At 35.3% G+C, this 14,890-nt stretch carries 12 protein-coding genes; 7 read left to right on the top strand and 5 right to left on the bottom strand.

What is annotated here, in order from left to right; genetic code table 11:
- Window positions 1–41: 41 nt before the first annotated feature.
- Both B0I10_RS13400 and B0I10_RS13395 read right to left on the bottom strand, forming a co-directional pair.
- The gene (locus B0I10_RS13400; RefSeq protein ID WP_112087021.1) at window positions 42–488 is read right to left on the bottom strand and encodes a hypothetical protein; all 447 of its coding nucleotides are present in this window, start codon (window positions 486–488) and stop codon (window positions 42–44) included.
- 97 nt (window positions 489–585) lie between these two features.
- Complete coding sequence (locus tag B0I10_RS13395; RefSeq protein WP_146740363.1) at window positions 586–1,218, bottom strand: hypothetical protein; 633 nt, start codon at window positions 1,216–1,218, stop codon at window positions 586–588.
- Between the two features lie 375 nt (window positions 1,219–1,593).
- Between B0I10_RS13395 and B0I10_RS13390 the strand changes: the two genes are divergently transcribed.
- Window positions 1,594–3,135, top strand: a complete 1,542-nt coding sequence (locus tag B0I10_RS13390; RefSeq protein WP_112087019.1) for a glycine--tRNA ligase — start codon at window positions 1,594–1,596, stop codon at window positions 3,133–3,135.
- 106 nt (window positions 3,136–3,241) lie between these two features.
- Here B0I10_RS13390 and B0I10_RS13385 read toward each other — a convergent pair whose 3' ends face one another.
- Complete coding sequence (locus B0I10_RS13385) at window positions 3,242–3,571, bottom strand: ArsR/SmtB family transcription factor (protein WP_112087018.1); 330 nt, start codon at window positions 3,569–3,571, stop codon at window positions 3,242–3,244.
- 277 nt (window positions 3,572–3,848) lie between these two features.
- On the opposite strand from B0I10_RS13385, the gene B0I10_RS13380 reads away from it, so the two are divergent.
- The 4 genes from B0I10_RS13380 to B0I10_RS13365 all read left to right on the top strand — a co-directional run bounded on the left by B0I10_RS13380 (window position 3,849) and on the right by B0I10_RS13365 (window position 8,296).
- Complete coding sequence (locus tag B0I10_RS13380; RefSeq protein ID WP_112087017.1) at window positions 3,849–4,961, top strand: LytR/AlgR family response regulator transcription factor; 1,113 nt, start codon at window positions 3,849–3,851, stop codon at window positions 4,959–4,961.
- A gap of 216 nt (window positions 4,962–5,177) precedes the next feature.
- The gene (locus B0I10_RS13375; RefSeq protein WP_146740362.1) at window positions 5,178–5,441 is read left to right on the top strand and encodes a hypothetical protein; all 264 of its coding nucleotides are present in this window, start codon (window positions 5,178–5,180) and stop codon (window positions 5,439–5,441) included.
- A 58-nt stretch (window positions 5,442–5,499) separates the two neighbouring features.
- Entirely contained in the window at window positions 5,500–7,533 is a 2,034-nt protein-coding gene (locus B0I10_RS13370) for an ATP-binding protein (protein WP_112087015.1), read from the top strand.
- Window positions 7,534–7,630: 97 nt separating this feature from the next.
- Complete coding sequence (locus tag B0I10_RS13365; RefSeq protein ID WP_112087014.1) at window positions 7,631–8,296, top strand: response regulator transcription factor; 666 nt, start codon at window positions 7,631–7,633, stop codon at window positions 8,294–8,296.
- Between the two features lie 1,343 nt (window positions 8,297–9,639).
- Here B0I10_RS13365 and thiL read toward each other — a convergent pair.
- Window positions 9,640–10,686 carry a thiamine-phosphate kinase gene (gene thiL, locus B0I10_RS13355; RefSeq protein ID WP_112087012.1) on the bottom strand — a complete coding sequence of 349 codons (1,047 nt, stop codon included), beginning with the start codon at window positions 10,684–10,686 and terminating at the stop codon, window positions 9,640–9,642.
- Window positions 10,687–10,821: 135 nt separating this feature from the next.
- Between thiL and B0I10_RS13350 the strand changes: the two genes are divergently transcribed.
- On the top strand, window positions 10,822–11,763 hold the full coding sequence (locus B0I10_RS13350) for a 1-phosphofructokinase family hexose kinase (protein ID WP_245943001.1): 942 nt from the start codon (window positions 10,822–10,824) through the stop codon (window positions 11,761–11,763).
- A gap of 96 nt (window positions 11,764–11,859) precedes the next feature.
- Here the strand turns inward: B0I10_RS13350 and lepA are convergent, their stop codons facing one another.
- The gene (lepA, locus tag B0I10_RS13345; RefSeq protein ID WP_112087010.1) at window positions 11,860–13,656 is read right to left on the bottom strand and encodes a translation elongation factor 4; all 1,797 of its coding nucleotides are present in this window, start codon (window positions 13,654–13,656) and stop codon (window positions 11,860–11,862) included.
- A 241-nt stretch (window positions 13,657–13,897) separates the two neighbouring features.
- On the opposite strand from lepA, the gene dusB reads away from it, so the two are divergent.
- Window positions 13,898–14,890: a tRNA dihydrouridine synthase DusB gene (gene dusB / locus B0I10_RS13340; protein ID WP_112087084.1), complete on the top strand. Its 993-nt coding sequence runs from the start codon at window positions 13,898–13,900 to the stop codon at window positions 14,888–14,890.

Below are 14,890 nucleotides of genomic sequence, written 5' to 3'. Positions count from 1 at the left end.
TTAAGATTAAAGATACATTAATTTTTAAATATTGTGTTGTGCTAAGTTTTCTTGTCTATTTTATTTAGGCTGAAATAAAAAAAGAGCAAATAAAAGATAAAAACCGTAATTAAATTAAGTACCAGTATAGCCACAAAACCGGCTCCATAAATAAAAATTATAGAGATTAGGATAAATATTGTGTTTGCAATGCTTGCTTTTACTAGTGCTTTTTCTCTCGCAACAGTAAAGAATTCCGCTTCACTTTTTTCTTTTGAAAACACCAGTAGTCCAAAACCGACAACAAAAAGAATAAGTATAATTTCATCAATAGTATTAGTTTGAGTTATCACAAAAAATCGGTTTTCCATATACATAGAAACTAATGCAAAAACAGCAGTTGTATATTTGAAGTCATATTTTAAATAAAATACAGAAAATAGTATTCCAATGAGTATTAAACTAAGACCAATTATTTTGAAATAGTAGGGTAAAAGAAAATTTTTCATTTGAGTTGTACGACAGTATTACAAATTTTTTTATTGTAAATTGGGTAAAGTTTTTACTTTACCCAATTATGTTAGAATTATTTACAAATAGATTTGATTAATTCTCAGCACTTGTATATATTGGAAAAGTAGTGCTGGTTCCGTCCTCAAAGTCAATTTTTACACCCACCATCCCAAATCTATGATTTGCGATGTAAGTGATTTTAGAAATACCACTCACTAAATTTGAATTACCTACTGTTGATTCCACTTGTATGGTTTTAATTAGATAAAAACCATACGGATAATCATCTTGACCTGTTTTGCTTACAACTTTTCTAACTTTACCTGCGGTTCCCGTATTGTAAGTGTCACCGACTGAAGAATCATAGTTGACTAGTACTCCTGCGAATGGGCCGGTAAGGCATTTGATACCATCAGTGGTTTGTTTTATTTGAAAATTATCAATAGAAACTGTGTTACCATCAATTACAACACCTGGGAAATTAGATATCATATTTTTCAAGATTGTATTTGTAATAGTTGCTTGAGCGGTATAACTCGAAATTCCATTTTCAAGGCTTTCAATAGTTGCTGAAAAATCACTCACTCCTGCAATGTCAGATGAACTGGAGTGTACATTCACACCTACTAAACCCATATCTGATTGAGCCCCGGTTAGTTCATTGGGGTCATCTTTATCAACCAGATCATCACATGATACGCTTAAAATTCCTATATAAAAGAACATAAGCAAAAACATTAAATTTTTCATAATAAATGTATTTAAATTTTTATAAAACATCAAATATTCCTTATTAAAGGTAGGGTTTTTTTATAATAAATCCAAACAAATTCGTGACAAAAGTTGATCGGTATTAACACAATTGTAATGTTGATCAAAATGAATATTTTTAGTTGTATCACTGCAGCTAATCAAGCCAATTATAGAAAAATAGAGGTATTTAGTAAGCTTTTATTTAGGTTATTATTGAATCTAGCATTGCAGTAGTAACTTTTCGAAGTTTTATAATCAATTTGATTTTTAATCGGTTATCAATTTTTTCTAGTTCATTTATTTTAATTTTCTGATTTATACGGTCAGTTTTTATATTTTTGCACCATTATGGCGAAACAAGAAGATAATTTTAAGAATGTAATTTCACATGCAAAAGAGTACGGATTCATTTTTCCGTCCAGTGAAATTTATGACGGTCTGAGTGCCGTGTATGATTATGCTCAAAACGGAGCAGAATTAAAGAAAAACATTAGAGAATATTGGTGGAAATCGATGGTGCAAATGCATGAAAATATCGTAGGAATTGACGCGGCGATTTTTATGCATCCAACTACTTGGAAGGCTTCCGGACACGTGGATGCGTTTAATGATCCATTGATTGACAACAAAGATTCGAAAAAAAGATACCGTGCCGACGTTTTAATTGAGGACTATGCCGAAAAATTGAACCAAAAAGCACAAAAAGAAATCGATAAAGCCAAAGAACGTTTTGGGGATGCATTTGACGAGGCTCAATATGTGACCACCAATCCGCGTGTAATGGAATACAAAGCCAAACAACGTGAAATTTTGGAAAGAATGGCTCGTTCGTTAGGCAATGAAGATTTGGCTGATGTAAAGGCTTTAATTGAAGAATTAGAAATTGCTTGTCCGGAATCCGGTTCACGAAATTGGACCGAAGTACGTCAGTTTAACTTGATGTTTGGGACAAAAATTGGAGCTTCTGCCGATTCTTCCATGGATTTGTATTTGCGTCCGGAAACAGCTCAAGGAATTTTTGTGAATTTCTTAAACGTACAAAAATCGGGTAGAATGAAGATTCCGTTTGGAATTGCTCAAACCGGAAAAGCCTTCAGAAACGAAATTGTCGCTCGTCAATTCATTTTCCGTATGCGTGAATTTGAACAAATGGAAATGCAATTTTTCGTGAAACCTGGCGAAGAGATGAAATGGTATGAATACTGGAAAGAAACTCGTTTAAAATGGCATTTATCCCTTGGTTTAGGGCGAGAAAATTACCGTTTTCACGACCATGAAAAATTAGCTCATTATGCTAATGCAGCGGCGGATATCGAATTTAATTTTCCATTCGGATTCAAAGAATTGGAAGGGATCCACTCCAGAACCGACTTCGATTTGAAAGCTCACGAGCAATATTCAGGCAAGAAATTGCAATATTTTGATACGGAGGAAAATAAAAACTATGTTCCGTATGTAGTAGAAACTTCAGTTGGTTTAGACCGTATGTTTTTAGCTGTTTTCGCTAATTCCTTACAAGAAGAAACGTTGGAAGATGGTTCAATTCGAACAGTTTTGCGTTTGCCATCGGTTTTAGCACCAACAAAAGCAGCCATTTTACCATTGGTAAAGAAAGACGGTTTACCGGAAATTGCCCGTAAAATTGTTGAAGAATTGAAATGGGATTTCAACGTGGCGTATGATGAAAAAGATGCTGTAGGTCGTCGTTACAGAAGACAAGACGCCTTAGGAACTCCGTTTTGTATCACGGTTGACCATCAAACTGCAGAAGATGAAACGGTGACCATTCGTCATCGCGACTCCATGAAACAAGATCGCGTAAAAATTGCTGAATTGAGAGAGATTATCGCAAATGAAGTTTCGATGCGAAATTGGTTGATGAAAATGTAATTTTTGATACTATTAAAAATCCCAAACTCACTCGAATTTGGGATTTTTTATTATGCTAAGTCGGAAACAAATGATTTATTTCAAATTTAGAGTGCTTCAATTTTTTTTAACAACAATCAAAAGGTCTGCCATCGGGTTTGCTAATTAGTTTTATAAAATTCTTTACTTTTTTCCACGTTTCCGGATTTAAAGAATAAGAAACTGTATTTCCGTTGCTGCTCCCTTTGATTAAATCCACTTTTTTAAGTTCAGCTAAATGCCTAGAAACAGTGGATTGTGCCAGCGGAAGCAGTTCTACAATTTCCCCACACGCACATGACATCATGTTGCTAAGTAATTTCAAGATGGCTATGCGAGCAGGATGCCCGACTGCTTTCAGTATTTCAGCCATTTCAGTGGTCTCAGTAGAGAAGCCTTTTGTTTTCGTTATTCCCATATCGTAATATTACGATAAACTTTCAGATATTACAAGTTTTTTAACGGTAATTTTTGCGTGTTATCGAAAGCCTTGAGATATACTTTTTTAACCGTGTTTTTTAACTTAAGTTTGTTAATGGTTATAGGTTTAGGAAAGAAATTGAATAAACCTTTATTACCGTTTAAATTCGTGTAGAATGCCCCAATTTTTTACACAAATAACCTACAATTTAATTTTTTAACGAAAAAGCTGGAATGTATTTCCATTATTTCTATTCAAAAGATTTTGTAGGTTTATGATGCACTCTTACCTCATTCTTGACGATGACAGCAAAAGCATTTTGAAAATCCAGTCCGTAATGGAAGGATTTTCAAATTTTCAGCTTATGGCCACTGCAACGAATTATGAGGACGGATTAAATGCCATTTTAGAATATCAACCCGATTTTGTTTTTTTAGAAATCAATCCGCTTTCTGCTTCTTCTAATCTTTCTTTGTTGTTGATTAATGAATTGCACCGTTTTTTAAAGAAAATCCCAAAAATTATTGCCATTTCACACGATACAAGCAAAGCGTTTGAAGCGGTGAAGTATGATGTGTTGGATTTTTTAGTAAAACCTTTTTCATCGAGTGATGTTCGCAAAGCCTTGTTGCGGTTTGAAAAAAATAATGATGTCCCAGTAATTCGTTTAAATCCGGAGCCAAGAAAAATAACTGATTTCAAAATTGTTGAACCAACGCCTGAAGTTCAGGAGGGAGATAATTTGGCTAAAGAATTAATTTCGATTCAGCCGGAGCATGTTCAAGTTAATTCGGTGAATGAGGAATTAATTACGCTGCTGAAAACAGAATTATCGAGTTTAAAAGAAGCTATTTTAGAAATAGCCAATTTTCAGAAACCAACGTTTGATTCAGAGGCCATTACTGCGCAACTAATTGCAACGCTCCAAGAATCTTTTCCTAAGGGAAATACTACGGTTGATTTAGAGCCTATTCTTTCAGAAATCAAAAACATCACCTTTGATTCTCCAAAAACGATTGTGGCAAATGATGAAGTCCATCGCAATTTAATCTGTATAAAATCCTACGGTGATTATCGCTTTTTAGAATTAGACGAAATTGCTTTTTTGAAAGCCGATAACAATTCTACCGATATAACCTTAAATAACAGCGAAGTAATTACCGCTTTCAAAACCTTAAAATACTTTGAAGAAAATCTACCTTCTTATTTCTTCAGAATACACAATAGTTATATTGTGAATAAAAACTACGTTTCCCGAATTCATACCGGAAATACGGTTTGCTACATTAAAAACGCGAAGACGCAACTCCCGTTTTCTAAGAGCTACAAGGACAATGTAGAGCAAATTATAGCCCAATTAGCAGGCTCAGAATTCAAAGACATCTAAGACAGGTTATTTCACCAAAAATTGAAGTTAATCCACACTGAAACGAATGTATTCTACCATTCGCCCCTTGATTTTGTTGGCTGTAGGAAATATGCACTATACTTTTACACCGTGAATGTTTGTATCCACGTGGTGCATTTACATGACAACAGATATTGTGTCAAGCGTTCACACAACTAAAACGAAATTCAACTTATAACTTAATATCACAACATTATGAAAACTTTATTCGCATTATTAGGACTTTTTATGTTCGCTTCTGTTTCTTCTACGGACATTTCGAGTAATAATACAATAGCAAACGAATCAGTCTTGACTGAAACAAGTGATGGAACCATTGGCGGAGCAAAAAGAGGTATGATTATTACTTATGAAACTTCTGATGGAACTATTGGAGGAGCAAAAAGAGGAATGATTATTACATATGAGACTTCAGATGGAACTATTGGTGGAGCAAAAAGAGGAATGATTATCACCTAGTAGATAATTTTTATATAGATTAAAAAACTTTCATTACATTTGATTAAACATTAATGTAATGAGAGTTTTTTTTATACTTATATTATTAGTTTTTTTCTTTTTTAGTTGTTCTGACAAGAAAGATTCTAACTTAAATTCAAATATTAAAAAAGATAGTATTGACTTCTATTTAAAAAAAGCATTTGACTTTTCTTCGTCAAATGATGAAATTGAAAGAAATACTTTGAATGCTCAACGTTTGTTAAAGCAAACGAAAATTGATTCAACCTACATTTTAAATAATTTTTATGTCGCTTTTTCTTATGATAATATAGGGAAAAGCGATTTGTTTAAAAAAATCAATCTTGAAATGATTGATGTTGCCATAAATTTAAATGACTCTCTCAACTTAGCGAGAGCTTATACTTATCTCGGTGAGTACCATACTAAAAATTTAGCTATGGATAGTGCGGTAATTTATTTTCATCAGGCAGAAAAAATTTATCTCAAAAGGAAAGATAATTTAGGAGTAGGGAAAGCCAATTTAAAAATGGCTATTGCCAAATATAATGAAAGAGATTATATAGGTAGTGAAAAATCAGCTGTGAATGCTTTAAATTATTTGAGACTTGAAAAAAATCCAGGACTTTTATTCGAATCTTATACACTTCTAGGTTTAACATGTAATGGGATTAAAGATTATGACAAAGCTGAAGAATATTTTAAAAAATCTTATGATATAGCTTCTAAAGAAAATTTAGAAAATTATGGTCAATTTCAGACAAAGGCAATTTCATTAAGCAATTTAGCTTTAGTGAATTTAAAGGCTCAAAATTTTGAACCTGCACTAGAATATATTAAACAAGGTTTAAACGAACCTAAATTAAAAGAAGAACACCCTGGGCTTTATGCTACTTTGTTAACACTTAGAGGGAAATCTAATTTAGGGCTAAAACGATTGCAAAATGTTTCAGACGATTTTCATGAATCTTTTTCTATTAGAAAAGAATTAAAACTTTTACCTGGTATTGTCGAAAGTCAAATTGCACTAGCAGAGTATTTTAATATTGTAGAATTGAAAGATAGTGCGTTAACTTATGCAAATGATGCCTATAAATTGGCAAAAGAAACTCGTATTTTAAACCTACAATTGGAAGCCGTTGATATTTTGTTAAAGATTGATACTGAAAATATAAATTCCTATTCAAAAGAACATATAAATTTAAGCGACAGCCTCCTGCAAGCCGAACGTAAAGTTTCGGAAAAATTCGCCCGAATAGAATACGAAACCGATGAGTTCAAAAGACAAAAAGAGCAATTAGCACTTCAAAATAGAAACATCATTCTTTTTGCTTTACTCGCTTTTTTTATAATTGTATTACTATATATTATTCGTGACCAACGAAGCAGAAATAAGTATTTTCGCTTGCGTGAGCAACAACAAAAAGCGAATGAAGAAATTTATAGCTTGATGTTAAGTCAACAGAAAAAGTTAGACGAGGTTGTTATTAAAGAAAAACAACGCATCGGTCAGGAATTACACGATGGCGTTTTAGGGCGTTTGTTTGGAGCAAGGCTAAATTTGGACAGCTTAAACAAAAAAGGGGATGAACTAGCCATCGCCGGTAGAGACCATTATATCTCAGAACTCAAGTTTATTGAACAAGATATACGCGAAATTTCGCACGAACTGAGTCGTGAAAAGTTTGCGTTAATCAATAATTTTGTAGCGATTTTAACCAATTTGTTAGAAGAACAAAAAAATCTTTCCGAGCAAACAGATTTAAAATATGCAATAGACCAAGCCATTATATGGGATAAGGTGGATAATGATTTAAAAATTAATCTCTACCGCATCATTCAGGAGTCATTACAAAACATTAATAAATATGCGAAGGCTAAGAACGTTTCAGTTAACTTGTTAAAAGATGCCGAACACCTTCATGTAACCATTCTAGATGACGGAGTTGGTTTTGATGTTTCGAAGAAGAGTAAAGGAATTGGACTTCAAAATATCACTTCACGAGTGGAAACGTGCAAAGGTACTTTTGATATACAATCAAAACCGGGCAAAGGGACAACTATCACCATTGATTTGCCGTTTAAAAAATAAATTTTATAAACAAACACTTTTGAATTTAACAAAAGTGTTTTTTCTTTTTTATATTTGAATGTTAATTTCAACCAAAAAACAACCAAGCAACTAAATCATGTCAAAAAATTACCAAATCATTATTGTTGATGATCATCCGTTTATCATCGAAGCCTATAAAAACGCTTTAAAAAGCTACAGTGCCAATTCGTTTGAGTATACGACCACACAAGCAAACAATTGTAAAACGGCGTATGAAACCATTACGACGGCTACCCAAGCGTTTGATATTGCTTTCTTAGACATCAGTATGCCGCCTTATGAAGAAAAAGGCATCATGTCTGGCGAAGATTTGGCTAAATTACTGCGTAAGCTTATGCCTGACTGCAAAATTATTCTGCTCACCATGCACACCGAATTAATTAAAATAAATACAATCATTAAAGAAATCAATCCCAACGGATTGATTATAAAGAACGATTTAACCTTTGATGAACTATTGAATGCATTTGATAAAATTCTCAATAACGACAATTACTACAGTCAAACCGTTGTAAAATTTGTAAGTCAATCACAATATGAAAATTTGCAAGTAGATGAGTTTGATAAACAGATTTTATATCATTTATCCAAAGGGACAAAAACCAAAGATTTACCGAGTTATGTCCCACTTTCGTTAAGTGCCATTGAAAAGCGAAAGCTTAACCTTAAGGAGATTCTTGGTGTCAAAGGGAGTAGCGATATCGAACTGATTACAGAAGCAAAAAACAAAGGGTTGATTTAGTCAACCCTTTTTTATTGCACGAAACCACACTAAAATTGGAAAGAAACCACAACAATGTTTGCGGTAAACCGTAACTAATTATCTGAAAACCAAACTACTTTTACATCGAGTTAGTGAGCTTACCGAAGTTTCTGAGTAACCTAGGAACGAAAGAAAAGTAAACCGAAAAATTACCATCCTTTTGTAAGCCCCCAAAGACTTAACCTACTAATCGGATACTCAAAAAAATCTAAAAAGCGATAGGCCCCAAACTATCGCTTTTTTGTTTTCGATCTATATTATTTTTTTGCCACGAATAGCACTAATCTCAAGAATTTTTTGCCGAGCTCGCTCAAGGTTTTGAAAGCAATTGATAAATATAAAATAATCTACGAATCAGTGGCTAACTCATTTTACGGGAAACCACACCAAAAATGGCACAAACCCGTAACACATTCTGAGTGAACCCGTATTTAGATTTTAAAGTAACCAGTATATCTTTACATCATTAATTAAGATGTAGTTATTCATAATTAAAAATATTGACCCAAGAACGTTCTAAGTAGCCAACATCGAAAAAGAAATACCACCCTTTTGCCCCAACGAAAGATCTGATTCAACCAAAAACAGCTACTTAAAGAGTTTAATACGAGAAAAAGCGATGCACCCCAATGCAACGCTTTTTTTGTTTTGATTGGACTGCTAGTAAATCGCTGCGTTTTTTGCCACGAATCTCACGAATCTCACAAATTTTTCACGCCACTCGCTACTCTCTCTTCTAGAGATAAAGACTGGCGGTGAGATTCGTAAAAAAAATTAAATATAATCTAAACTTTAATCAGTGAATCAGCGGCTATTTCTATTTACGGGAAACCACACCAAAAATGGCACAAACCCGTAACACATTCTGAGTGAACCCGTATTTAGATTTTAAAGTAACCAGTATATCTTTACATCATTAATTAAGATGTAGTTATTCATAATTAAAAATATTGACCCAAGAACGTTCTAAGTAGCCAACATCGAAAAAGAAATACCACCCTTTTGCCCCAACGAAAGATCTGATTCAACCAAAAACAGCTACTTAAAAAAGTTTTAACACTAAAAAAAGCGATGCACTTACTGTATCGCTTTTTTTATTTTGATGTGGTTGCTAATGATTATTTTGAATTTTTTAGAACTTCACTGATAGCATTAAACCTCGTGAGGGATAGCAGCGGAAAGCCCGGAGCAAAAAAATGCCAATTTTCTCAGGCCAAAAAAGCGACCAAAGAAAGCTCTTTTTGGGTTGAAGAAAATGGTGTTTTTTGCGAGGACTTCCAGCGAATAGCCCGACCCGTAGTTTACGGAGGGGCACGTCCAACTTATTCTTCTAGTGCATTCCAGCCTCTGGCTTTGAGTTCTATTTTTTGATTGGCTCGTGTGACCAAATGTTTTCCTTCGGTTTCTTTATTCATGTGTCCGATGACGGTGAGGTTAGGATTGGCTTTAATTTTGTCAAAATCTTCGATAGCGATGGTGAAAAGCAGTTCGTAATCTTCGCCGCCGTTGATGGCTACGGTCGTGCTGTCGATGTTGAATTCTTCACAAACAGAAATTAATTGCGGATCGAGCGGTAATTTTTCTTCGTAAATCGTGCAACCTACGTTGGATTGCTTGCAGAGATGCATCACTTCAGAGGATAATCCGTCAGAAATATCAATCATCGAAGTGGGTTTTACTTCCAGTTTTTCGAGTAAGTCTTTGATGTCTTTTCTGGCTTCCGGTTTAAGTTGACGTTCAATCAAGTATGTATAATTATCTAAATCCGGTTGGTTATTGGGGTTAACTTGAAAGACTTGTTTTTCGCGTTCCAACACTTGCAAACCCATGTAAGCGGCACCAATATCACCTGTAACTACTAACAAATCGTTTTCTTTGGCTCCGCTTCGATACACAATATCTGCTGCATTGGCTTCGCCCAAAGCTGTGATGGAAATGATTAATCCTTTTTGTGACGAAGTGGTGTCGCCGCCAATGACATCTACATTGTATTCTTTAGCAGCATGTGTGATTCCGGCAAATAAATCTTCTAATGCTTCGAGTGGAAATCGGTTGGAAACCGCAATAGAAACGGTGATTTGTGTAGGTTTTGCATTCATTGCACAAATGTCGGAAACGTTGGCCACCACGGCTTTGTAGCCTAAATGTTTTAACGGCATATAAGCCAAATCAAAATGCACGCCTTCGACTAATAAATCGGTGGAAACGACGGCTTTTTTGTCTTTAAAATCCAACACAGCGGCATCGTCGCCAATTCCTTTGAGGGTGGATGGTTGGTTGATTTCGAAATGCTTCGTTAAATGGTCAATTAAACCGAATTCGCCCAATTGAGCGATGGAAGTGCGTTGAGGGTTTTTGTCTTCTATCATAATTAGTTTAGGTAACGAAACAATCGTATTATTTCAAATATAAATTATTTGAAGTTGCAAAGGTACAAAGTTTAAAATACTAAAGGACTAGGTTGGGTTTAGAAACAAATTTTATTCTTAAATTTATATAATATTATGAAACGTATAAAAATGAAAAATTTTGACATAGTTACCCTTACAATAAATCCTGCTCTTGACAAAAGTGCTAATTTTTCAGGATTAATTCCTGAACAAAAAATAAGATGTGAGACACCTAGGTATGATGCTGGTGGTGGCGGAATTAATGTCTCTAAAGCAATTTCTAGATTGAATGGAGAATCGATGTGTATCTATACTTCTGGAGGACCAATTGGTCTAATGTTGCAAGAATGTTTTGAAAAAGAAACAATTGCCTCGCAGGTGATTTTAACTAAAAATTGGACTCGTGAAAATTTTGTAGCCTATGATGTTTCGACACAATCACAATATCGTTTTGGGTTTCCAGGTACCGCTATTTCCGAAACAGAACAAGCGCAAATTATGGCTACAATAACTAATTTAAAACCCAAGTATTTAGTCATCAGTGGAAGTATAAACGAAGGTCTGTCTTCTAGTTTTTATCAAGCGATTTGTGTCTTGATGAAAAATTCAGATACAAAAATTATTGTAGACACGGCTGGTGAAGCTTTACAAAAGGTACTTGAAACGGGGGTTTATTTAATAAAACCTAATATAGGGGAGTTAGCAAAATTAATGAATGTTGAGAGATTAGAACTTAATGGAGTAGAAGCCGCAGCTAAAAAATTAATACAAAATCAAAGCGTAGAAATAGTTGTGGTTTCCCTTGGTCCAAATGGTGCCATTTTAGTTACAAAAGATCAAACAGAATTTGTTGCAGCTCCAGCAGTCATCAAAAAGAGTACTGTTGGTGCTGGTGACAGTATGGTTGGTGCGATGGTTTGGGCTTTATCTCAAAACAAATCATTTAAAGAAGTTCTAAAATGGGGAGTTTCATGTGGTACAGCAGCCACCATGAATGAAGGAACACAACTTTTTAATCGGGATGATGCTATGAAATTGTTTGAAGACATGAAGTAATAAAACCCAACAACTCGCGTCATTGGGTTCTCCTATATTTTTCCTCAGTACCTCAGTACCTTAGTACCTTAGTCCCTCAGCACCTTAGCACCTTTCCTAATCATTCAACTTCAATACCGCCATAAACGCCTCTTGCGGAATCTCAACATTCCCCACCTGACGCATTCTCTTTTTCCCTTTTTTCTGTTTTTCCAACAGTTTTCGTTTACGGGAAATATCTCCACCATAACATTTGGCAGTAACATCTTTTCGCAACGCTTTTATCGTTTCGCGAGCAATGACTTTTGCACCAATGGCTGCTTGGATCGGAATGTCAAATTGTTGTCTCGGAATCAATTCACGCAGTTTTTCGCACATTTTCTTACCAATATTATACGCATTGTCTTCGTGAATCAAAGCCGACAAAGCATCCACTGATTGAGCATTTAACAACACGTCCAATCGAACTAATTTTGAGGTTCTCATGCCGATTGGAGAATAATCAAACGATGCATATCCTTTGGAAACCGTTTTTAAACGGTCATAAAAATCAAATACAATTTCGGCTAGTGGCATGTCAAAAGTCAATTCAACACGTTCAGTGGTTAAATAGGTTTGATTGGTAATCACACCGCGTTTTTCAATACATAAACTCATCACATTCCCCACAAAATCCGATTTGGTAATGATGGTTGCTTTGATATATGGCTCTTCCACACGGTCTAATTTAGAAGGCTCCGGTAAGTCTGATGGATTGTTTACCACAAAGCCTACTTCAGGTTCTTTTTTAGTATAAGCCAAATAGGAAACGTTGGGAACAGTTGTAATAACCGTCATGTCATATTCACGCTCCAAACGTTCTTGTATAATTTCAAGATGCAACATCCCTAAAAATCCACAACGGAAACCAAAACCAAGAGCAGCAGAACTCTCCGGTAAAAACACCAACGACGCATCGTTCAGTTGTAGTTTTTCCATCGAAGCTCTTAAATCTTCATAATCTTCGGTGTCAACAGGATAAATTCCGGCAAAAACCATTGGTTTTACATCCTCAAAACCTGTAATCATATTGGTAGTAGGGTTTTTAGCATCGGTCAATGTATCACCTACTTTTACTTCTTTTGCTTCTTTAATTCCCGAAATTAAATAGCCTACATCACCGGTTGAAATCACATTTTTCGGAACTTGATTCAACTTTAACGTACCTACTTCATCGGCAAAATATTCATTTCCGGTAGCCATGAATTTAATCTTTTGACCTTTTTTAATTTCCCCGTTTTTCACACGGAAAATTACTTCAATACCACGGAACGGATTGTAATGCGAATCAAAAATCAATGCCTGCAACGGTTCATCAACATTTCCTTTTGGTGCTGGAATTTTTTCAATTATAGCAGCCAAAATATTTTCTACACCGAAACCGGTTTTACCCGAAGCGTGAATAATATCTTCTAATTTGCAACCTAATAAATCGATAATATCATCGCTCACTTCCTCCGGATTAGCACTTGGCAAATCTACTTTATTCAACACCGGAATAATTTCCAAGTCGTTTTCTAAAGCCAAATATAAATTGGAAATCGTTTGAGCCTGAATACTTTGAGCTGCATCTACAATCAACAAAGCTCCTTCACAAGCGGCAATGGATCGCGAAACTTCATATGAAAAATCTACGTGCCCAGGCGTATCAATCAGGTTCAGAATATATTTTTCACCTTTGTACGTATATTCCATTTGAATCGCGTGACTCTTAATGGTAATCCCACGTTCACGCTCTAAATCCATATTGTCCAGCAGCTGAGCCTTTTCCTCACGAGCCGTCACCGTTTGCGTAGCCCCCAATAATCGGTCGGCCAGCGTACTTTTTCCGTGGTCAATGTGAGCAATAATGCAAAAATTTCGTATGTTCTTCATCTTCGTTTAATTCAAATTTTTTGGGCGTTTTTTTGGGCGTTTCCCAAGGGTCGGGCTGTCCGCTATATCTTTTGTTCCGTAAACTCCACAAAAGGATGCCGCTCCCATCCCTAACGCAAACCCTGCTCCGTAGAGAATTGTGTGCAAATATAAAGCAAAGTTTTGATTTTTAGGTTTGAATCTTGCAACGTTAAACCTGAAACCAACAAAAATTAGTATTTTTGCAAAAAATTTAATTACAATGCCAAAAATCGGAAACATCATCTTGCCCGACTTTCCCTTGCTTCTTGCTCCAATGGAAGATGTGAGTGATCCGCCGTTTCGTCGCTTGTGCAAATTGCACGGAGCTGATTTGATGTATTCCGAATTTATTTCGTCGGAAGGCTTGATTCGGGATGCAATGAAAAGCAAAATGAAATTGGATATTTTTGATTACGAACGTCCGGTAGGGATTCAAATTTTTGGTGGTGACGAAGAAGCGATGGAAATGTCTTCCCGAATTGTAGATGCTGTTCAACCTGATTTAGTTGATATTAATTTTGGTTGCCCGGTTAAAAAAGTCGTTTGCAAAGGAGCTGGAGCCGGTGTTTTAAAAGATGTCGATTTAATGATTCGCTTAACCAAAGCAGTTATTAAAGGAACCAATCTTCCGGTAACGGTAAAAACCCGTTTGGGTTGGGATGAAAATTCCATCAACATTGATGAAGTTGCCGAGCGTTTACAAGATATTGGTGTGCAAGCCTTAACCGTTCATGCCAGAACGCGTGCTCAAATGTATAAAGGGCATTCTGATTGGTCGCACATTGCTCGTGTAAAAAACAATCCGAGAATTACAATGCCCATTTTTGGAAACGGTGACATCGATTCGCCCGAAAAAGCATTAGAATACAAAAATAAATACGGTTTGGATGGCATGATGATTGGCCGTGCAGCCATTGGTTATCCATGGATTTTTAACGAAATCAAACATTATTTTAAAACAGGTGAACATTTGCCAGAACCTACGATGAAAGATCGCATCGAAGCTGCTAGAAATCATCTAATTTGGTCTATGGAATGGAAAGGTGAACGCGTTGGAATTTTTGAAATGCGTCGCCATTACACCAATTATTTCAAAGGCATTCACGGATTTAAAGACTATAAACAAAAGTTAGTGACAACCGACGGAGCAATGCCGTTAATGGCTCTTTTTGAAGAAATTGCGGAGGCGTATGCTAATTATCAGACGGTTTAA

Source organism: Flavobacterium lacus (genome assembly GCF_003268815.1).
GTDB lineage: Bacteria > Bacteroidota > Bacteroidia > Flavobacteriales > Flavobacteriaceae > Flavobacterium > Flavobacterium lacus.
The sequence above is the reverse complement of the archived record's forward strand: the minus strand, read 5'-3'. Positions and strand labels throughout refer to the sequence as shown.

Excerpts from the sequence above, each read along its gene's own strand:
- B0I10_RS13400 (WP_112087021.1), bottom strand. The coding sequence starts at position 488 with ATGAAAAATTTTCTTTTACCCTACTATTTCAAAATAATTGGTCTTAGT.
- B0I10_RS13395 (WP_146740363.1), bottom strand. The coding sequence starts at position 1,218 with ATGTTCTTTTATATAGGAATTTTAAGCGTATCATGTGATGATCTGGTT.
- B0I10_RS13390 (WP_112087019.1), top strand. The coding sequence starts at position 1,594 with ATGGCGAAACAAGAAGATAATTTTAAGAATGTAATTTCACATGCAAAA.
- B0I10_RS13385 (WP_112087018.1), bottom strand. The coding sequence starts at position 3,571 with ATGGGAATAACGAAAACAAAAGGCTTCTCTACTGAGACCACTGAAATG.
- B0I10_RS13380 (WP_112087017.1), top strand. The coding sequence starts at position 3,849 with ATGATGCACTCTTACCTCATTCTTGACGATGACAGCAAAAGCATTTTG.
- B0I10_RS13375 (WP_146740362.1), top strand. The coding sequence starts at position 5,178 with ATGAAAACTTTATTCGCATTATTAGGACTTTTTATGTTCGCTTCTGTT.
- B0I10_RS13370 (WP_112087015.1), top strand. The coding sequence starts at position 5,500 with ATGAGAGTTTTTTTTATACTTATATTATTAGTTTTTTTCTTTTTTAGT.
- B0I10_RS13365 (WP_112087014.1), top strand. The coding sequence starts at position 7,631 with ATGTCAAAAAATTACCAAATCATTATTGTTGATGATCATCCGTTTATC.
- thiL (WP_112087012.1), bottom strand. The coding sequence starts at position 10,686 with ATGATAGAAGACAAAAACCCTCAACGCACTTCCATCGCTCAATTGGGC.
- B0I10_RS13350 (WP_245943001.1), top strand. The coding sequence starts at position 10,822 with ATGAAACGTATAAAAATGAAAAATTTTGACATAGTTACCCTTACAATA.
- lepA (WP_112087010.1), bottom strand. The coding sequence starts at position 13,656 with ATGAAGAACATACGAAATTTTTGCATTATTGCTCACATTGACCACGGA.
- dusB (WP_112087084.1), top strand. The coding sequence starts at position 13,898 with ATGCCAAAAATCGGAAACATCATCTTGCCCGACTTTCCCTTGCTTCTT.